We start from the raw sequence: 19926 nt of genomic DNA, 5'->3' as shown, positions 1-19926 counted from the left end.
TATCATTAATCATCATTTTGAGTACGCTTTGTAATGATAAACCCGACATGGTTAAACACGTTTTGTACGTTGGTTGAGGTAAACCACTTTACCCAAACCGCTGAGCGCTTATTTATGACCCAATCGGGCGTAAGTCAGCACATTAAAAAGCTAGAACAACAAGTAAGCTGCGCGCTATTAGAGCGCCACGGCAAACAATTTACCCTTACCGTACATGGGCAAAACTTATATCAGCAAGGCAGTTTGCTATTAAAAGAATGGCAATTTTTAGAACAGCAATTAAAAGATGACTCGCCTTACAGCGGCCTAGTAAAAATACAATCGCCAGGTAGTTGTGGGCTTAAGTTTTATAGCCAGTTATTAGCACTACAAGCAAAGCATACCGAGCTAAATATTGATTATCGCTTTGCACCTAATACAAGTGTAGAGCAAGCTGTGGCAAACCACAGTGCCGACATAGGCTTTTTAACTCAAGCTCCCACGCTTAGCGAAGTTACTAGCCACAAAATTGGTCAAGAAGCTTTATTATTAGTAACTCCAGCACATATTAAAAACCCAACATGGGAGGTTTTATGTGAGCTTGGCTTTATTGGCCACCCCGATGCAAAACACCACGCGCAGCTATTACTTAGCGAAAACTACAGTGAGTTTGAACATGTTGATCAATTTAAGTGCACGGGGTTTTCTAACCAAATAAGTTTGATACTGGAACCGGTAAGTTTAGGGCTGGGGTTTACGGTTTTACCTGCGCACGCCGTTAGCGCATTTAATAAACCTGCGCTTATTAAAACGCATCATTTAGCTAACCCAATCAGCGAAAATATTTATGTGTGCCATCATCGCAATAGGCCAATGGCAAAACGTATGAATACCGTAATTGAAGCAATAAAAACAGGCTAGGGCGCGTGTAACTGCGCCCGTAAAGCCCCTTTACAGTTTATGCTGCACGTTTAGCTTTTTGCTTAAAACCAAGTAGGGTTAACTTAGTTTGCAAATACATTTTGTGTACTGCAAAAGTGAGTAAACTCATAAGCGCCATTAGGCACAACGTTGGCACAAGCGACTGTGTATGATAACCAAACACGCCCATAAACCAGCAAATAAGCACCCACTGAATAACATACAAAGCGGTAACATGTTTGCTCGCATATAAAAGAGCGCGGATGATAGGGCCATTAAATTTATTAGCAAATACATACTCTATAAAAGCTAAAGCACATAAATTTAAACCGATTAAATAAATAATACCGCCGCCATTTAGGTGAAAAAAGTTACCAAACTGACCATTAAAATCAATAAATAACCATGCTGAACCAATAACTAGTAACGCAGCCCCTAACTTTGCGCACACGCTAAATAAGTACGCTGCATTATGCTGGCTATTTATGTATAAACGCCCAAGCACATACCCGGTTAATATAGCGCTTATCCACGGAAACACCGGAAAATAAACTTGGTAGTTATTAGCAAAAAACAAATCGCTAATATACGGCGAAAGCGCAAACTGCAGCCCCCTTACAAACTGGCTTACAAGTGCAATAGCAACGGCCAAAAAAGCAATCCATGGGGTTTTCCAGCGGGCAATATTAAGCGCACCAAACAGCAATAAGCTAACCCCGGCAAGTTGTAAAATATCCCCCGTTAACACCATAAATTGTAACTGCCCAGCACTCAATGGGCTTTGCCAGCTATACGCATTTATAAACGCCTCTGGCATGGTGTTAAATACCTCAATGGGTAGCCAAAACTTTGCTGCATTCATTAAATAGGCAAGTAGTAAAAGTTGTACGCCGCGCTTAATTAACAGCAGGGGTGTTTGCCTACGCGAAAGCGCCATAGACAGCCCCATTGCCACTAAAAACGAGGCGGTACCTTTGCCAAGTATATGAATAACAGCGCCAAATAGGCTTTCACTTTGAAGCTCCGTGCTTGAGTACATCCATAACGTGTGGACTAAAATCATAATAAAAACGCTCGCACCTCGGGCAAGGTCAATCGTTTTAAGACGTGTGTTCATTGGTTTTAATATCCTTTTTTGGGCAGGTTTGGCATTTTTTGTAACCTGCTAAATAATAACGACAGCACGTTAAGCGCTTAGGCGTTAATTTACATGGGGTGTTTAAATTAAAGTGATTACTAATTAAGTTATGTAGCTGTTGATGGCTATGGGTAATGTGCTCAGCATTGGCTAAATTTAAGCTATGAGCGCGCGCAAATGCACTGTTTAGGGTGTCGAGTAATAAGCGCCCTTGCTCTTTATTACTCAGCGCATAATCGGTATTTATCCACTTACCTACACAGTTAATAAACTCAATAAGAACATTATTTTGCTTAGTTTTGCTTAATAAAGGCGCGCCTATAAGGGTAAACCCTCGGCTATACGCGCCGCTCATTTTTAACTGTAACTGCATTGGGTTATGCGCGTTGTGTTTGCACGTATGCCAATAACAATAGGCATAAATAGCTTGCCAACAAAGCTGCAAATATAAATGCCGGCTAATAAATTGCGTAGGCGCATGGGGGTAATGCGCCTTGCAATGTGAAGCCAATACATACACTAAATTTAAGCTTGGATGAGCCGCAGCAACCGGCTCATTTGGGCAAAACAAAAAGTGCGCAAGGGTTATGGGCTTAGCCATACAGCTTTGCCGATACCGGGTTATCTAAACTTCCGGCAAACTGTAAGCTGCCTGCTGGGTCGGTTAAATCAACCATTTGCTTATTATTGTCAAGCTGTAAGCGGTTTAAGCAAGAGTGTGCAAATTCATCACTAAAAAAGACATACTCTTTAAAGCGCGCATTTAAGGCCGGGTTGGCTTGTTGATACGCGTTTACACTTTGCGCAACGCCGTTCCAAAAATCGTGCTCGGTTATGCGTTTTTCTCTTACTAAAATAGCCACTAGGTATCTGAAAAAGCAGTCAAATACATCGGTAAATATACTCAGTAATTCAAGCTCTTTAGGCATAGCAATATGAATACGCGACACTTCTTCAGGTAAAGACTCAGTGCTATTAAGTAGCGCCACTTCTTCGCCTATGTCTTTCATGTAAGCACCCACAGGCACTGAATTTTTAAGCTTTAAAATGAGGTTTTCGCCGTGGGGCATAAACACCAGTTTATGAGCATAAAAACAATGCACTAACGGAATAAGATAGGCGTTAAAATAGCTTTGTAGCCAAGCGTTTGCAGTTAAGCCGCTTTGATCTATTAATGCACCTGCCATACTTTTACCGTGGTTATCTAGGTGCAGCAATGCGGCCATGGTGGTGAGCTGCTCATTATTTTGTAAATTATGGTTTGGGTTTTCGCGCCATAAACACGCAAACATTTTACGGTACGGCGTATCGCCCAATGCGCTTTGCTCAAAGGTGTGATGCGCATACCCTAACGTGGCGTACTCTCTAAGCGCTGTAAAGTTACACGCGCTCAGTGTTGGGTCGTGGTTTACTTTATTAAACACCCAATCATTTATGGCCGGGGTTACCGCCATATAAGCGCGCGAAAGCCCGCGCATAAAGCCCATATTTAAAATAGACAACGCCACTTTTAAATACGGTTTATGTGGGTGTGAGCAGTTATATAACGTACGAATAGATTGCTGCGCTTGATATAAATCGTCGCCTTCTCCTAAATACACTAAGCGCTTATTGGCAAACTCGTTGGCAAATACCACACTTAATTTATGTTGGTACTGCCACGGATGGGCAGGCATAAATAGGTAGTCGTCTGGGTTTAGGTTTTGCGCTTTTAGCGCTTTGTTAAACGCATCACGGGTCGTTAAATCAAGCTCGCCACTAATATGGCTTGGGTAGTCACTAAAATATTCACTATAAGCAAAATCACATACTGTTTTGTGCGCCGCTAACCAAAGTACTTTAAACGGTTTGCCTACTTCTGGCGCATAGCGTAAAAAGTCGCTTTTGCTAAAGCCAATTCGGCCATTATTAGCCACAAACGCAGGGTGGCCTTCGCTCATTGCCGCCTCTATTTGTTGCAGCCCTAATTTCGCAAGTTCGGCTGCGCTAAGTGTGTTGTTTTCGCGTTTATAACAGGCACTGGCAAGTGTGGCATTAAGCTCTTCAAGGTAGGTGGCTAAACGCTCGCCGGTTAAACCCAGCGCAGGGCCTTGCACACTAAAAAAGTGCAGCACATCAAGCGCTACTTGCTCATTGTTAAGGTTATAAAAGCATAAGCTTGGCTCGTCTATATCTATGTGGTTAAGCGCCATCGCGCGGCCGTTAAATAAAAAGTAACCCCCTTCAATATTTACTTTAAAACCGTGCAGGGTTTGCTCTGCAACCAATAAGCGCTCGTGTACAAGTTCGCTAATGGCTTTACTTTGTAAGTGCCTGTTAGCCCACTGCCAATGATCAAACTTTACATAGTCGGTGTTTATTGGCGTTTGCGATTTGTAATGTAAATCAACATGCGTTTCAAACGCGGCTTTATTACAAAACCCAAGGTATGCGTTTTTCTCACCAAGGGTTATTTGCTTAGTATGCACAAAGCCTAAACGCTTATTTAAGGTATGAATTTTACTATTGGCAATATCGGGCTCTACCACTACGCGCGCATTATCGTTATGGGTAAAAATACTGTGCAATACGCACTGCATTATTTCAAAACTAAAATGGCGTTTTGGCTGTGTATTTGGGGCAAGTAAAATATGCATGCCCGTATCGTTTGGCATTACCTCATAGGCAGCTGCGAGTAGCTTTTCGTGCTTTGGGCTGTAAAGCTCAACAAGGGCAAGTAGCTCATTATTTTGCTCAATAACATACGCATGATGATGCGGGTTGTTTATTATATCTTGGTAGGCGCTGCACATTTGCTCGGGTGTGTGTTTACTCATACCCCAAAAATGCGCATAAGGCAGGGTAAGCCACTGACAAATAATAGGCATGTCGCTTTGCTTTAGTAACCGCATAGTCACATTACCTGTGTGTTGTAACGTGGTTACAAAAGATGAAAAATACATAAAAACTCCTAAATCTTTTTAATTATTAAGTGGCTGTGTGTGCGGCTTGGCTAACAAATTTAACGCGCCAGAGCAAAATAGCGCCAAGGCTTGCAAAGCCAATGGCAGCAAAGTAAAAAGGCACGTTGGTATTAAAATATTCCACACTCATTCCCACCAATAACGACGCTAAAATAACGCCAATATTTTGCGCAACATGCACTTTGGCAAAATCATTGCCGTAGTGAGCAGGCTCACTTTTGGCAAATAACATAACCTCTAATAAAACCATGACTTGAAACAGCGCAATACCGTAAAGAATGCGCGAGCTGACAACTAACCACACCGACTCTTGCGCCTGTAAATAAAGCCCAATAGCGCCAAAAATAAGCGCGCACGAAAATGTACTGGTGCGGCTAAGCGTAGGTACCGGTAAGCGCTGCCTAAAGTGGTTAAACAACAGCATTAGTAGGGCTGAAAAAGCAGGAATGGCGTACACAAGCGCACTTTGAAACGCACTGCTTTGCGCGCTCATTCCTTGCCAATGGGTCGTAAAAAACGGCCTAATTAAGAACGCGCTAAAGTAAACAACCACGCTTATAAAACAAAATTGCCATATAAAATAGGGGGTGCGAGTGCGCGGTTTTTCGCTTTCAATCGCTTGCTGATAAATACCTAGCTTTAAGCTCAGCATTAAATAGGCGCACAGCAGCACTTGTATTACATCGCCCGCAGCACTTAATAACAATGCATAACGCGGTTCGTTTAAACTAAAAAAATACCCGCCCACTAACGCGCCACCAATGGCGCCAAAGTGCATAAGCACCGAAAACAAGCCAATAATAGAAAGGTGCTTACTTTGCTGCTCTAAACGCAGTGCAAACGGGTAAATAAGCAGATAACTGGCTTTAAGCACCAACATAAACTGGTAATAAAACCAAAATTCCCACACATTAGTTGCAAAGTAACAAAGCAAACCAAAGCATGCGGCAATCACTTGCGTTACAAGCCAAAGAGCCAGCTCATGGTATTTTTTGGCAACCTTTGCCCACAACGGTAATGCCAACATAACCGTAATACAACAGTTAGCTACAAACACACCAATAAGCGTGGGGTTACTTACAGAAAATTCGCTGGCAAAAAACTGCGGATAAAACGGCAGTAATAAGGTATCGCACACCACCGAAATAACCGTAAGCAAAATAAGTGCTATACGTAAACTCATGCGGCGTTACTCTTTTGCTGTGAATGGGTTTCTACATCGCTTAAATCAAAACACTGAAAAGCAATTTTTTGCTCAACCTGATACGGCGCATAACCGAGTATTTCGCGCAAAATTATACTGTTGCGATAACACGCCATGCCTAAATCGGGGGTTACAAAACCATGGGTATGCTGCTCTGCATTTTGTACAAATATACGTTTTTGGTCGGTGTCTACCGCATACTCGCGGCTAACTATATAACGGCCTTGTTCATCTTCTGGGAGCTGCTGCGCAATAGGGTTTAAAAAAGCAGGGCGCTTGTATTTAAAGCCCGTGGCACAAATTAAATAATCGGTTTTTATTTCAAAGGCTTCATTTAGTTCTTGATGGTAAAACTCAGTCACTAAGCGCCCAGTACTTTTACGTGTATTAGTAAGCTTGCTGTTAGTTTTAAATGTGGTAGAAATTGGCCCATCTAAGCTTTGCGCGTAAAGGGTGTCAAAAATGTCATTAATTAAATCGCCATTAATGCCTTTAAATAAGTTTTTTTGATTTTGATTAAGCCAATCTCGTTGCTCGGTTTTTAAATTATAAAAGTAATCTACATACTCAGGTGAGGTCATCTCTAGCGTAAGTTTAGTGTATTCCAGCGGGAAATAACGCGGCGATCGCGCAATCCAATCTAGTTGCAAACCTTGTGGCACAGCTTGTTGTAATAGGGTGTGATAAATTTCGGCAGCACTTTGCCCAGCACCTACAACCGTAACGCGTTTGGCTGCTTTTAGCTCATCAAGGCGATGGCAAAAATCGCTACTGTGCATTACGTTATTAGAATTACTTTGCACTGCGCAATCAGGAACGTATGGGGCAGGGCCAGTGCCAAGCACTAAGTGGCGCGTAACATAGTGTTGCTCCCCATTTGGGGTGTTACAGGTAACGGTATAGCACTCACTTTGCGGGCAAAATTCAACCTGAGTTACACTTTGCTCAAAGCTTACGTTGCTAAGCTGCGAGCACACCCACTGGCAATAGAGATTGTATTCTTTACGCAGTAAAAAAAAGCTCTCGCGAATATAAAATGGGTATAAGCGGTTATTAAGCTTGGCATAATTTAAAAAGCTGTACTTGCTGGTAGGGTCTGCAAGAGTCACCAAGTCAGACATAAACGGCGTTTGCAAAGTAACACCTTCTAGCATCATGCCGGGGTGCCAATCAAATTGGCTACGCTGCTCTAAAAATAAGCTTTTAACGCCCTCTAGTGGCTCACTTAAACACGCTAACGATAAATTGAACGGGCCAAGACCAATGGCTATAAAATCATAAGGTTGGTTGCTCATTATTTTTGCTCCTTATACGTTTGCCACGCAATAGTGCTAATTTGCTCAAGCACAGCGCGCACATCGCTCAATTGGCACTGGGCATTAAGTAACGTAAATTTAAGGTAGTGTCGGCCGTTAATTTTGGTGCGCGCAATCATTGCGTCGCCGGTGTTTAAAAAAGTTTGGCGCACGTGCAGGTTTAGGGAGTCGAGTAAATCGGGGTTATGTTTTAGCGCCTCTGGCGCAAAGCGAAATACCAGTGCGCTAAGCTCTGGGTAGTTTATAACTTCAAAATCAGGGTGGTCGTTAAGCACAATGTGGGTTTGACGAGCAAGCCCAATTACTTTATCAAACGCTCGCCCAAGTGGCGCCTCGCCCATGGTGCGCAGTGTTAACCAAAGCTTTAGGGCATCAAAACGGCGTGTGGTTTGTAAGCTTTTATCAACTAAATTTGGCGTGCCATTGCCGGCCTCAGCTAATGGGTTTAGGTAGTCGGCGTAAAGGGTAATATGGCTAAAGTGGCGTTTGTCACTTAATAAAAACGCACTACAGCTAACCGGTTGCATAAACGATTTATGGTAATCAATGGTAATTGAATCTACTTGTTCTATGCCGTTTAAAGCACTGCGATGGTGCTCGCTTACTAGTAATCCGCCGCCGTATGCTCCATCAACATGACACCAAAGCTGCTCTTTTTTGGCAAGCTTTGCTATGTCTTTAATTGGGTCAATTGAGCCAAAATCGGTGGTACCGGCGGTAACAACTACGGCAATAGGTAAATCGCCCTTAGCTTTAGAATCGGCAATTGCGTGGTTAAGCGCGTCCATATCCATTTGCATTTTATTGTTTGTGGCCACAGGTACTACCGCGTTATAACCTAAGCCCAATAACGCCGCAGCCTTTTGAATACTAAAATGCGCTACCTCTGAGCAGTAAATACGAAAACGCGAGGCGACATCAGGCAAACCTTGTAGTTTTACTTCATGATTTGGTGCATAACGACTCACAGCTACTTCGCGTGCAACTAACATGGCCATTAAGTTCGATTGCGTACCACCACTGGTAAAAACGCCATCGGCAGTGCTTGGCAGCTTTGCTTTTTCACAGCTCCAATCAATTAATTTTTGTTCAATAAGGGTCGCGCCAGCGCTTTGATCCCAGGTGTCTACCGAGGTATTGATTGCGCCAATGATGTGCTCTGCTACAACTGCAGGGTACGTAACGGGGCAATTTAAATGCGCCATATAACGCGGATGATGAAAATACACAGCGTGATCTAAATACACACTTTTAAGCTCGTTTAATACCGCCGGGAAATCAGCGAGAGGTTTAGCTAAATCTACATCATTTACAGTGGCGGCAAGCGTATTAACCGACACGCCAGAAAACGGCTTTTGCGCTTTAGCCATAGCTTGTTGTACAGCCGAAAGCCCCTGCAACGACGCTATTTGGTAGTTAATAAATTGTTCGAGATTAAATTGAGGAGGTAACCCGTTTTGCTCAAATATTGCTTTATTTTCGACAGGGCTGAGCTGCGCCGATTGTAATTGTGACATATTCGCTCCTTGGTTGTACTTGTATTGGGGTTGAGGATCTTAATAGTAACAATTTGCATTTACAATAATAATTAAGGGTTAGATATCGGTTTATTTTCGCAATTAGGAGTGACTGATTAGTTATAAGAAATTACTTTAAAAACTAACAAAGTATATAAAATGAGCTATGAGAGGGTGCCAAAATGTGTGCTAAATAATGACAGTTTGTAAAATAGTTCGATAGTTGAAATATAAGAGTTGAGAAATGGGGGGGTAGCTAAAAGCGGACGTATTATAAGGGGGCAGTACCACTATAAGAAGTAAACCCCCTTTACAACTCGGTTAAACCTTAAGTGCTAAAGAGGGATATAAAAGTAAAAATGCAGCTTAATTGATATCTTCAAGCTTATTTTTTAAATCCACTAGATCGGTGGCTACGGTGGTTGGCTGAATTTCCCACGGATCAAAAATAGAATCTTCAGAGCGTTTTATCCATGCTCCGCGCATACCATGTGAAATAGCGCCGGTAATATCAAACGGGTTACTCGAAATAAGCCACGTGTTTGCGCCCGTTGAATTGGTCTCGCGTAAAAAATGGCTGTAAACACCTGGATTTGGCTTAAATGTTTTCATATCGTCGGCACTTACTACACCTTCAAAAAGCTCACTAATACCTGCGGTTTCGAGCAATTTATTAACCGCATCAGCAGCGCCATTAGAAAATGCAAACAATCGGTAATTTTGCGCTTTAAGTTGTTCAAGCCCTTTTTTAACATCGTCAAAGGCCGGTAAAATTTTATACTGCTCGAGCAACTGCTGTTTTTGATCGTCACTCAGCTGCGTTTTGTGCGCCAAACACGCGTAATCGAGGGCATGTTTGGTACATAACGAAAACGGTATATAGTTTTGCATTAACCCACGCCTAAACGAATACTCTAATTGTTTTTCGCGCCATGTATTTGAAAAGTTTTGCGCGTCATCGCCAATCATATCTTCAAGTAATGACAATACGCCGTGAGTATTTATAAGCGTGCCGTATACGTCAAATGCAAGTGTGGTTGCCATATTTGCTCCCAATAAGTTTAAGTTACTTGTAGGTTAGTCGCTCTGAGCTTAACTTACTTTGAACACTTGCTCAAATTAATGTAGTTTACCTAAGCAATAATGTAATAACGAATAAAATTGTGGCTCTCTACAGCTTAAAATAAAAAAGGCTTGCACAATTATGTGAAAGCCCTATTGTGCAAATTATTTAAAAGCTATAAAAATTAAAGGACTAAGGAACATAGTATGAAAATATATTTTTTAATTTATGACAAAGTTGAAGAACTGGATTTAGTTGGCTCTTGGGAACTAATAGGCTTGCTGGCAGAAAAGGGGCTATGTGACAAACCCAAGTTAATATCACTAAACTCTATGACTCCCTCCGGTGAGCACGGGTTGCGTTTTAATGCCGATTATCACTTTACTGACTCATTACAGCCTGATGTATTAATTGTACCCGGCGGCAGTGGTGCGCGTATAGCAATGGAAGACACCGATGTTATTAATTATCTTAAAAAAACAGCTGAAAACTGCCACAGTATTTTATCTATTTGCACTGGTATGTATTTAATGCAAAAAGCAGGGCTATTTAAGCACAAAAGAGCAACCACCCACTGGGCTTTTTTAGAGCACCTTAAAAAAGATAACACGGTAACTGTTGTTGAAGAGCGATTTGTTAAAGATGGTAATATTTGGTCATCAGCTGGCGTTTCGGCGGGTATGGATATGTGTCTCGCTTTTATTGCTGATTATTATGGTGATGATGTAGCCTCAAATATACAGTTAGACGCAGAGTACTACCCGTCGCCCACTATTTATGGTGAAGCGCATAAAAATAATGCCACATCTAATTACATTAAAAAGCTGCGTTAAAGCCCATTTTATAAATTTATATTGGCCTTTGCTGCTCTTAACCCAACATGCGCTTTGTAAACCCCCATTACACTTTGGTTAAATAAACGACTAGGTGCTTGCACTGTACTGCTTAAAATTAATAAAACTTATACGCATCGAGCGCTAAAATATCCATTTAGGTATCACTAAAAACCTTTTAAACCAGTATGCCGCACGCGCCCATTGCGGTAAATAAAAGTAGGGTGGCTAAATAACTCGTGGGGTGCTTGGGTTAATAATCTTACAGTTCAGCAATGTCTTGCGCTAAAAGCGTCTGCCCAAGCGATGTTAAAAAATCAGAGGTAGCGATTGTTTAATTGCCATCATTGGCGAGCCAAGTGAAACAAAGAAAGCGGCTGAATCATGCATTAGTCTATTTTGATATAGCCGTTTTATTACTTTTTAATTTGGTGATAAATGTGCTATTTATTTATGAATTACAAACAAAGTATTGTTAATTATGGACAAGCTAACCACCATGAAAACTTTTGTGAGTGTAGTGCAAGAGGGTTCATTTTCTAAAGCCGCCGATAAACTCGATATATCGCCGCAATTGGTGAGTAAATATGTATCAGCACTGGAAGAGGGGCTGTCTACCCGTTTATTGCACCGCACCACACGAAAAGTAAGCACCACAGAAGCGGGGGATCACTATTTTACTCGCTGCCTACAAGTACTTGGCGATATAGACGACATGGAAAATTCGCTTAATAACTTAAGCGAAAACGTATCGGGTGTGCTGAGTATTAGTGCGCCTATGTCGTTTGGGGTTAAGCATTTAGCACCTCTGCTGGTTGAGTTTCAAAAGCAGTATCCAAATTTAAAATTAGATTTAAAACTCACTGACCAATTTATAGATATTGTTGAACAAGGTATTGATATAGCGCTGCGTATTGGGGTGTTAAAAAACTCATCCCTTATTGCTAAAAAAATAGCCCCTATTCGCTTAGCGGTCTTTGCATCGCCTGCATATTTAAAGCAGCACGGTACACCCACTACATTGCAAGAACTTCAACAACATAATTATTTACGCTACGCCAACGCAGAGCCTGCTAAAAGGCTTACAGGGGTTAATGAACTTAAAAGCGAGTTTAAACTTGAAAGTAACTTAGTGGCCAACAATGGCGATTTAATACTAAATACAGCCATTGCAGGCGGCGGCATTGCTATTCAACCTACCTTTATAGCTGGTGAGGCACTCGCGCAGGGTAAAGTTGTGCGTATTTTACAAAAGTTTGAGCCTGAGCCTATGGGGCTTTATATGGTGTACGCAAACAGGCAGTTTTTGCCTAGTAAAGTGCGCGCATTTGTTGACTTTACTAGTGACTATTATGGCGATGTGCCTTATTGGGATTTAGGAGAATGACATGTCGATCACCAATCAATTAGCGTTATTTGTAGATGTAGTGCAACAAGGCTCATTTGCTAAGGCTGCCGCGTTAAACGATATGGATAATTCGTCACTTTCTAAACAAATTAAAAAGCTTGAAAGTAGCTTAGGTGTGCAATTACTTAACCGGTCTACGCGCTCGTTTTCGCTTACCTCGGCAGGGGATGAAATACTCCAACAAGCGCACATTCTTATAGATACCCTTAGTGATATTCACAATATTGCCGACTCCTACCAAGCCAAACCTAAAGGCATTTTACGCATAACCTCGGGCATGTTTTTTGGGCAGCAATATATTCAGCCTGTTATTAATATATTTATGCAAAAGTACCCAGAGGTAAAAATTACCCTGATGCTTGATGATAAGCGCAACGATATTATTAGCGACCATTACGATTTAGCGTTTAGAATTGGCAAACTTGACGACTCAAACCTAATGGCAAAAAAAATATCTGATATGCATTTTGCCTTGGTTGCCTCGCACGATTTTATAGCGCGCCATGGTATGCCAAATACACCTGAGGAGCTTTTAGCTTTACCTGCAATAGTTTACGGCAATGGCGATGTAAGCCTATTAAGCACCCAACCTCATGGTGATGAATTCAAAACCCACAAAATGAAGGGCAATTATAAAGTAAGTGACGTACGCACCATGCTTGATGCCACTAAAGCGGGCTTAGGGTATGTGATGCTTGATTTATTTAACCTAGAAAAACCCATAGACGAAATGGGGTTAGTGCCACTTTTAACCAATTATAAGCTTAGCGCATCGGGCACTGGTATTTATGCGCTTTACCCGCACCGTAAGCAAACGCCACTGGTAAGTGAATTTATAAAAACGGTACAAGGGTATATTGGCAGCCCAGCATTTTGGGTTAATCATATTCCTAATTACAAACAGCTTTATTAGCTAAAGGCCTTAAAAGCTTTCTAACACCACTTTACCTTTAGCGGTTTGCGATTCAAGGTGCTGATGCGCTTTACGTAAATTGGCTGCGTTAATTTTACCTAAGTGCTCACCTACAGTGGTTTTAATTTGCCCTTGGTCAATCATAGTGGCTACGTTATTTAAAATAATGTGTTGCTCTTGCATATCGTCGGTTTTAAATAACGAGCGAGTAAACATAAGCTCCCAATGTACCGACACACTTTTATTTTTAAATGGCACAATATTAAGTGTTTCAGGGTCATCAATAAGTGCAAATTGACCTTGTGGCTTCACTACTTTTTCAATTTCAAGTAAGTGTTGCTCTGTATTGTTTAAGCTTACTACGTAATCTACTTCGCTTAAGTTTTTAGCTGCAAATTCTTCACTTAATGGATTGCGGTGATTAACAATAGTATCGGCACCTAAATCTTCTAACCACGATATTGTTTCGGGGCGAGAGGCGCTGGCAATAATATTTAATTTAGTGCGCTGCTTTAACAGCTGCACCATAATTGAACCCACACCACCGGCGGCTCCAATAACTAAAATGCTTTTAGAATCATCGTTTTTAGATACGTTTAAACGGTCAAACAATAATTCCCACGCAGTAATGCTGGTAAGCGGTAATGCAGCGGCTTCGCCATACGAAAGCGAACTTGGCATATGGCCAGCAATACGCTCGTCAACTAATTGAAATTGCGCGTTACTGCCTGAGCGCGTTATGTCGCCCGCGTACCATACTTTGTCGCCTGGCTTAAATAACGAAACGTTTTCGCCAACCGATTTAACAATCCCAGTTGCATCCCAACCAATTACTTTATATTCGCTATTTGCTGCTGGCATTGCTTGGCGAATTTTAAAATCAACCGGATTAACCGATACCGCTTTAACTTCAACTAAAATATCGTGGCCGTGTGCTGTTGGCGTTTCAAGTTCAATGTCTTGTAGTGATAGTTCGTTTTCGATAGGTAAACTTTTTTGATATCCAATTGCTTTCATGGGAGTTGCCTCGTTAGCTAGTTAATACTCTGTGTTGATGACGCTATTTTGGCTTTACCAACGCTATTAAAAAAGAGACAAAACGCCCAATTATTATGGAAATAAAACTCCATAATTAAATAGGAAAATAAGTAAAATACAGATTCATATTGCTTTGAGCGCGTTAAATTAATAACGCCTATTTAACTGTAACGGGGGTTTACAGTTAAGTTATATTAAGCTCGGTTAATTTATTCCACACACTTTCGCCACCGGGGTGCAAAGCCGCATGATACCTATACGCGCAGTAAGTTATAGGCACGCAGTGGTGCTCACTCCCTACAACTACGAGTGTATTATTTTTAAGTTCATTAGATATAACGTAGTCGGGCAGCCAAGCAATACCATTACCCGCAACAGCGTGTATTTTTAATAGCTCCGTCATGGATGAAACAAACACTTTTTTTAGCTTAGCACCCGATATAATTGGCTCTAATTGCCGGCCCATGTAGGAGTCGAGGCTGTAGGCTAAATGCGGTATAGACGCAGCGCTTTCTAGGTTATACAGGGCTTTGCCCTGCTCGTCACAAGCGCTAACAGGTAATAACTTAGCATTCCCTATTTTTTGATGACTAAATGGCGGCAGTTTAAGGCGTTCGTTATCAAAGGCGATAAGTAAGTCGCATTCACCTTGCTCTAATGCTTCAGTGGCTTTATCTACGTCTATTGCCTCAAGGTTGAGTACTATATCTCGCTCATCTTGCGTTTGAAAATTAGCGAGTTTTAAGGTTAAAAAACTCGCTAAAGAATGGGCAGCCGCAACCTTTACAGAATAATTTTGCTGCACCGATAACTCCTCAAGCATGCTGATTGAGGTATTCATTTGGTTTATTAAATTACGCGCTGTTATATGAAATATTTTGCCGCTTGGGGTAAGGGTAATAGGCAGATTTTCTCGATCGATTAACGCTGCGCCAAGCGTATCTTCAAGGGCTTTTATACGCCGACTAAATGCAAGCTGTGTAACATGCCTGAGCTTTGCCGCTTGCGAAAAGCTTCTTGTATGCGAGAGCGTTAAAAAATCTTCTAACCATTTACTTTCAATATTCATAGCGACCACTAAGTTATGCAATTCGTGCATGGGTGGTAAAATAATAGCATTATTCAAACTAAATAAAACACGATAAATTAAGCCTATAAACTCAATAACTGGAATGTAATCATGCTTAGAACTCTTGGCGTATTAGGCGGAATGGGGCCCTTGGCTACCGCCTCATTTATGAATCAGGTAATTGCGTTATCACCTGCTAAAAATGATCAAGAGCACATACCTATGTTTATAAGGAATATCCCGCAAATTCCTGATCGAACAAAATTTTTAATGGGTATTGAAGATGAAAATCCATTTTTTGAGCTAAAAAAGGGCTTTAAAGAACTATCAAACTGAGGTGTAAGTTGTATTGTTATTCCGTGTAATACCGCGCATTATTGGTACGATGCACTCACTAAAAATGCCGATGTACACACTATTAGTATTGTAAAAAGTGTTCTTAAAAAGGTTAAAGCTACTAATAAGCAAAAGGTGGGTATTCTAGCTACTACAGCCACTCTAAATATGGGCATTTACCAAAATGCGTTTAAGCAACATAAGATTGATTTTGTTGAACCAAACCCTCAACAACAAGCTGACATAATGGATGGCATAACCGCCGTAAAGGCGGGGGATTTAAATACAGGGCGTAACTTATTAAGCAAAGCTTACGATTTAATGCTTGCCCAAGGTGCAGATTGCGTATTGTTTGGCTGCACCGAAATACCGCTAGTATTAGATGAACAAGCTAATCAATCACCAGATACCTGCTTAGATACCATCGCTATTTTAGCGCAAGAGTGCGTTAACTGGGCGTATGCAGATTATAAAAAATCAGCACATTCATTGTCGAATGTAGCTTAAAAGGGTGTGCTTAATCAAAAGCACACCTCTGAGTGAGTAATTATACAGGCGCATTTTGCTCGATGAGGTTTTTAGCTTTTAACTCACTCCAAAATTCATCTGGAATGGTTACCTTCATTGACGCAACATTTGCATTAATTTGATCGGCAGTACGCGCACCTGGCACTATTGAGGCCACAGTGGATGGCGCTTCTGCAAATTGCAGCGCAGCTGTTTTAATGTCGATGCCATGTTTAGTAGCAACTTCACTAATTGCATTATACTTTTGCTGCATAGGCGCAGGAATTTTAGGTGAGTAATTAAAGCGATTTCGCCCAGTTAAAAAACCACCATTGAGTGGCGCACCAATAACGGCAGAGATCCCACGCTTATCAAGCATAGGGAAGGTTTTATTAAGTGCTTCTTTGTGATCTAAAATAGAGTACTGCAGCGCTAATAAACAAATATCGGGATCTGACATATCAAGCGCTTTGTAAACGGCATGTGGTGTATTAACACCAAAGCCCCAACCTTTAATTATTCCCTCGTCGCGCATTTTTGTAAGCTCAGGAATTGCGCCTTTTGCTGCTTGATCAAAGTATTTAAGCCAATCGTCGCCCATATCACTATTTTGAGGCGATAAATCGTGAATATAAACAATATCAAGCGACGCCACTCCAATTCTTTGTAGAGTATCTTCTATTGAACGACGCGTGCCCGAGGCTGAATAATCATACTTATAATGAAACGGTGAATGATCGGCCCAGTGCCAGCTATTTTCTAAAGGCTCAGCGGAAGGTGTAAGTAAGCGGCCTACTTTTGAGGATAATACGAAGTCTTCGCGTTTTTTATTGCGTAATAAATCCCCAAAACGTCTTTCACTTAAGCTTAAGCCATAAAAAGGGGAAGTATCGTAATGTCTTATGCCTGCGTCCCACGCAGCATTTAACATTGTTAGAATTTCTGCATCGCTAGATATGGTGTTAAAGCCATTACCAGCGGCTAGACCGCCTAACCCCATTCTAGCTTCAGGGCGATAGTGTTTAGCGTTCGTAACATCGTTAGTTGGAAGGGCTGCGCTTTTATCAATTGGGCCCTTAGTTGGCATAAGCTGCCCTTGAGACATTTTTACTTTTAGCTGCTCAGCCAATGCTGATGAACTAAAAATAGAGCCCAAACTTAAAGCTGCTCCTGCTTTTATAAAGCTTCTGCGAGATACCATGTAACCTTTCTCCTTGAGTAACGTTAAATATCTACGCTATACGCTAGTATAATTTTCAAGCAAAAACAACAAAAGCAGCTACAACAAAGTTCAATATTATCAATAAGATGCGAAAAATTAACAGACACTGAACAAACATTATGTTTAACATTACTGAATGATTGTTTAGCTTATTAGTACAGTAATTGAACATGTACAAAGTGGTGCACTTTAATAGCTTGATAAAAAAGCATACTTCCACCTTGGTGCACCTTTTAATACCAACAAACACAATATGTAAGTGGTTACATTTATTACAATGTATACATAACTAAACAAAAGGTAAAAATTAACAAGCAAAATTAAAAGCTTAATTAAGCTCTTTAGCAAAGCGTTTTCGGTAGCGCTTGGTAAGCTTTGCAGCACGTATTTGGTCGCTTATTATAGTAAAAATAGCCGAGGTATTTGCCTTAACGTGTTTACCTTCGCCAAGGCGACGAAGCTGCCTTTTTACCAGTGCCATAGTGGCAAGCCCAGCGAGTGTTTTGTCTTTAAAAGTAACTCGCGGCATAAGTGGGTTATGCATTAGCTGTGTTTGCCAACTATTAACTAAGTTTGGCTGAAATGCCAGTGCTGTTGCCATACCAACGAGCGCAACGCCTGAGCTAATAACTTTATTTGCCACCTCTAATCGGCTAATACCACCTGTGGTCATAATAGGTATGTTTGACTGCTCGCTAATTGCTTTAGCAAACTCTAAAAAGTATGCCTCACGCGCAAGTGTTCGCTCATCGCCTGTTTGGCCTTGCATAGCAGGTGCTTCGTAGCTGCCGCCCGAAAGCTCTACAAAATCAACCTTTAGTGCACTTAGCATATCTACAACCGCTTGCGCGTCACTTGGCTCAAAACCACCGCGCTGAAAATCAGCAGAGTTTAGCTTAACTGATACAGAAAACCGCTCGCTACAGTGCGCTTTAACGCTTTTGGTAATTTCGAGTAATAAGCGGGCACGGTTTTCAAGGCTACCGCCCCATTCGTCATTACGTTTATTAGTTAGTGGAGATAAAAACTGTGCTAGTAAATAGCCATGTGCAGCATGTATTTGTACACCATTAAACCCAGCTTTCTCAGCTTGTTGCGCCGTATGAGTAAATCGGGCGATAACATCATAAATTTCGCTTTTATCCATCGCTTTTGGCTGTGCAAAATAGTGCGAGTGTTTGCCCATATTAAGCGCGATATCAGAAGCACTAAGCGCTTTACCGCCCATTTTTTTAAATACTTGGCGGCCAGGGTGATTTATTTGCATGACAATTTTACAATCATTTTGCTGTGCTAGACGTGAAAGTTCTGCAAAAGCTGTAATATCGGTTTTCTGTTCAAGTGCAAGGCCTCCAGGTCCTGTCATTGCAAGGTGGTCAACCATAACATTGCCAGTAATAATTAACCCGCAACCACCTTTAGCCCATTCGCTGTATAGATTTTTAAGCACTTGCGAAGGTGTTAAATCGGCCTCTGCGAGGTTTTCTTCCATAGCGGCTTTTACTACTCGGTTTTTAAGGGTTAAACCACTTGGTAAGGTAAAAGGGGTAAATACAGGGTGTTGTTTATTTTCAGACATAAGGTAAACCATAAATTGACATTACAGTCACTATAACCTTAAAGTCAGCTTTAAGGTCAACTGTCATCTTAGGCTAATAAACAACAATGAAAATAGGTGAACTTGCAAAACAAAGTGGTACAGCAGCCAGCACAATAAGGTATTACGAAAGCATAGGTTTGCTTCCAGCTGGTGTGCGTAGCAGCAATGGCTATCGCCAATACACGGCAAATAGTGTCGAGCAACTTAAAATAATTAAGTTTGCACAAAGTTTAGGGTTTTCGCTTGAAGAGATCCCCTCCCTGCGTAAGCCTAATGAGGAGCTTGAACACAACGCCATTATTGAGCGCCTCAAGCAAAAACAACATGAGGCCAACGCACTAATAAAGCAGCTACAGCGTAAATCAGAGCGTATAGGTAGTTTAATTACCCTACTAGATGCAAGCTGGTCTAATGGCGGGTGTATTGGCGATGAAAAAATCAATGAGTTATTAAATGAGTTGGAATATTAAAGCCGTAAGCGAGTACATGTGAGCTTTACTTGTGTTAGTTTTACGGCGCTTTACCATGAAAATTGATATAAAGCGTTTGTAAACTTTCCGGAACCAAGGGCCACCCAAGCGCAATAGTATGGGGGCTTGCGCCCCAAAATAATGTTTCTACGTAATATACGTCTATGTGTTCAATTACTTTTGCCTTAGCGTTTATTAGTTTTTCAGCCACGTAATTTAAATAACACAGGGCTTGCTCCACATTACCAAGAGCAAAAGCCTGCGTTGTGGCTTTAGAAAATGCCTCCATTTTAAACGAGGTTTCATCTTCATCATATATGTTCATTAACGCTTTAACTTCAGGGAATTGAATAATGATTTCATCTAACAAATTTAAAATCGTTTTCATATTTTTTAACCGAGAGCTCAATTAATTGCAACCTAAGCAAA

19 protein-coding genes are annotated in these 19926 nt (G+C 41.2%); 7 read left to right on the top strand and 12 right to left on the bottom strand.

Features of this window, described 5'->3' with window-relative positions:
* Positions 1 to 33: 33 nt before the first annotated feature.
* A complete protein-coding gene (locus CWC16_RS00715) occupies positions 34 to 900 on the top strand; it encodes a LysR family transcriptional regulator (protein ID WP_138540090.1) in 867 nt (288 codons plus the stop codon).
* A gap of 37 nt (positions 901 to 937) precedes the next feature.
* Here the strand turns inward: CWC16_RS00715 and CWC16_RS00710 are convergent, their stop codons facing one another.
* From CWC16_RS00710 to CWC16_RS00680, 7 genes are all read right to left on the bottom strand, one after another.
* On the bottom strand, positions 938 to 2017 hold the full coding sequence (locus CWC16_RS00710) for a heparan-alpha-glucosaminide N-acetyltransferase domain-containing protein (RefSeq protein ID WP_138540089.1): 1080 nt from the start codon (positions 2015 to 2017) through the stop codon (positions 938 to 940).
* Positions 2001 to 2639 (bottom strand): hypothetical protein, encoded by a 639-nt coding sequence (locus tag CWC16_RS00705; RefSeq protein WP_138540088.1) that lies wholly within the window; start codon positions 2637 to 2639, stop codon positions 2001 to 2003. Before CWC16_RS00705 ends, CWC16_RS00710 begins: the two co-directional genes overlap by 17 nt.
* Positions 2632 to 4980 carry a GNAT family N-acetyltransferase gene (locus CWC16_RS00700; protein WP_138540087.1) on the bottom strand — a complete coding sequence of 783 codons (2349 nt, stop codon included), beginning with the start codon at positions 4978 to 4980 and terminating at the stop codon, positions 2632 to 2634. Before CWC16_RS00700 ends, CWC16_RS00705 begins: the two co-directional genes overlap by 8 nt.
* 25 nt (positions 4981 to 5005) lie before the next feature.
* Complete coding sequence (locus tag CWC16_RS00695; RefSeq protein ID WP_138540086.1) at positions 5006 to 6184, bottom strand: MFS transporter; 1179 nt, start codon at positions 6182 to 6184, stop codon at positions 5006 to 5008.
* The gene (locus CWC16_RS00690) at positions 6181 to 7500 is read right to left on the bottom strand and encodes a lysine N(6)-hydroxylase/L-ornithine N(5)-oxygenase family protein (RefSeq protein WP_138540085.1); all 1320 of its coding nucleotides are present in this window, start codon (positions 7498 to 7500) and stop codon (positions 6181 to 6183) included. The genes CWC16_RS00695 and CWC16_RS00690 overlap by 4 nt, the downstream gene beginning before the upstream one ends.
* Positions 7500 to 9038: a pyridoxal phosphate-dependent decarboxylase family protein gene (locus CWC16_RS00685; protein ID WP_138540084.1), complete on the bottom strand. Its 1539-nt coding sequence runs from the start codon at positions 9036 to 9038 to the stop codon at positions 7500 to 7502. Before CWC16_RS00685 ends, CWC16_RS00690 begins: the two co-directional genes overlap by 1 nt.
* 366 nt (positions 9039 to 9404) lie before the next feature.
* Positions 9405 to 10082, bottom strand: a complete 678-nt coding sequence (locus CWC16_RS00680; RefSeq protein WP_138540083.1) for a haloacid dehalogenase type II — start codon at positions 10080 to 10082, stop codon at positions 9405 to 9407.
* Positions 10083 to 10307: 225 nt separating this feature from the next.
* On the opposite strand from CWC16_RS00680, the gene CWC16_RS00675 reads away from it, so the two are divergent.
* The 3 genes from CWC16_RS00675 to CWC16_RS00665 all read left to right on the top strand — a co-directional run bounded on the left by CWC16_RS00675 (position 10308) and on the right by CWC16_RS00665 (position 13255).
* Positions 10308 to 10934 (top strand): DJ-1/PfpI family protein, encoded by a 627-nt coding sequence (locus CWC16_RS00675; protein ID WP_138540082.1) that lies wholly within the window; start codon positions 10308 to 10310, stop codon positions 10932 to 10934.
* A gap of 481 nt (positions 10935 to 11415) precedes the next feature.
* Complete coding sequence (locus CWC16_RS00670) at positions 11416 to 12321, top strand: LysR family transcriptional regulator (RefSeq protein WP_138540081.1); 906 nt, start codon at positions 11416 to 11418, stop codon at positions 12319 to 12321.
* Position 12322: 1 nt separating this feature from the next.
* A complete protein-coding gene (locus CWC16_RS00665; protein ID WP_138540080.1) occupies positions 12323 to 13255 on the top strand; it encodes a LysR family transcriptional regulator in 933 nt (310 codons plus the stop codon).
* Between the two features lie 9 nt (positions 13256 to 13264).
* On the opposite strand, the gene CWC16_RS00660 is transcribed toward CWC16_RS00665, so the two are convergent.
* Both CWC16_RS00660 and CWC16_RS00655 read right to left on the bottom strand, forming a co-directional pair.
* Positions 13265 to 14272, bottom strand: a complete 1008-nt coding sequence (locus tag CWC16_RS00660; RefSeq protein WP_138540079.1) for a zinc-binding alcohol dehydrogenase family protein — start codon at positions 14270 to 14272, stop codon at positions 13265 to 13267.
* A gap of 205 nt (positions 14273 to 14477) precedes the next feature.
* A complete protein-coding gene (locus CWC16_RS00655) occupies positions 14478 to 15362 on the bottom strand; it encodes a LysR substrate-binding domain-containing protein (protein WP_138540078.1) in 885 nt (294 codons plus the stop codon).
* Between the two features lie 111 nt (positions 15363 to 15473).
* On the opposite strand from CWC16_RS00655, the gene CWC16_RS20045 reads away from it, so the two are divergent.
* Positions 15474 to 15698, top strand: coding sequence for an aspartate/glutamate racemase family protein (locus CWC16_RS20045; RefSeq protein ID WP_212747433.1), 225 nt, complete (start codon positions 15474 to 15476; stop codon positions 15696 to 15698).
* A 12-nt stretch (positions 15699 to 15710) separates the two neighbouring features.
* Positions 15711 to 16205 (top strand): aspartate/glutamate racemase family protein, encoded by a 495-nt coding sequence (locus CWC16_RS00650; RefSeq protein WP_212747435.1) that lies wholly within the window; start codon positions 15711 to 15713, stop codon positions 16203 to 16205.
* Between the two features lie 40 nt (positions 16206 to 16245).
* Here CWC16_RS00650 and CWC16_RS00645 read toward each other — a convergent pair whose 3' ends face one another.
* Both CWC16_RS00645 and CWC16_RS00640 read right to left on the bottom strand, forming a co-directional pair.
* On the bottom strand, positions 16246 to 17406 hold the full coding sequence (locus tag CWC16_RS00645) for an aldo/keto reductase (protein ID WP_138540077.1): 1161 nt from the start codon (positions 17404 to 17406) through the stop codon (positions 16246 to 16248).
* Between the two features lie 349 nt (positions 17407 to 17755).
* Positions 17756 to 19006, bottom strand: a complete 1251-nt coding sequence (locus tag CWC16_RS00640; RefSeq protein WP_138540076.1) for an NADH:flavin oxidoreductase/NADH oxidase family protein — start codon at positions 19004 to 19006, stop codon at positions 17756 to 17758.
* Positions 19007 to 19092: 86 nt separating this feature from the next.
* Between CWC16_RS00640 and CWC16_RS00635 the strand changes: the two genes are divergently transcribed.
* Positions 19093 to 19497 (top strand): MerR family transcriptional regulator, encoded by a 405-nt coding sequence (locus CWC16_RS00635; RefSeq protein ID WP_138540075.1) that lies wholly within the window; start codon positions 19093 to 19095, stop codon positions 19495 to 19497.
* 40 nt (positions 19498 to 19537) lie between these two features.
* Here the strand turns inward: CWC16_RS00635 and CWC16_RS00630 are convergent, their stop codons facing one another.
* Entirely contained in the window at positions 19538 to 19885 is a 348-nt protein-coding gene (locus tag CWC16_RS00630) for a DUF7674 family protein (protein ID WP_138540074.1), read from the bottom strand.
* Positions 19886 to 19926 lie beyond the last annotated feature (41 nt).

Origin of the sequence: Pseudoalteromonas sp. S3776, assembly GCF_005886915.1 — a bacterium.
In the GTDB taxonomy this organism is placed as follows: Bacteria; Pseudomonadota; Gammaproteobacteria; order Enterobacterales; family Alteromonadaceae; genus Pseudoalteromonas.
The sequence above is the reverse complement of the archived record's forward strand: the minus strand, read 5'-3'. Positions and strand labels throughout refer to the sequence as shown.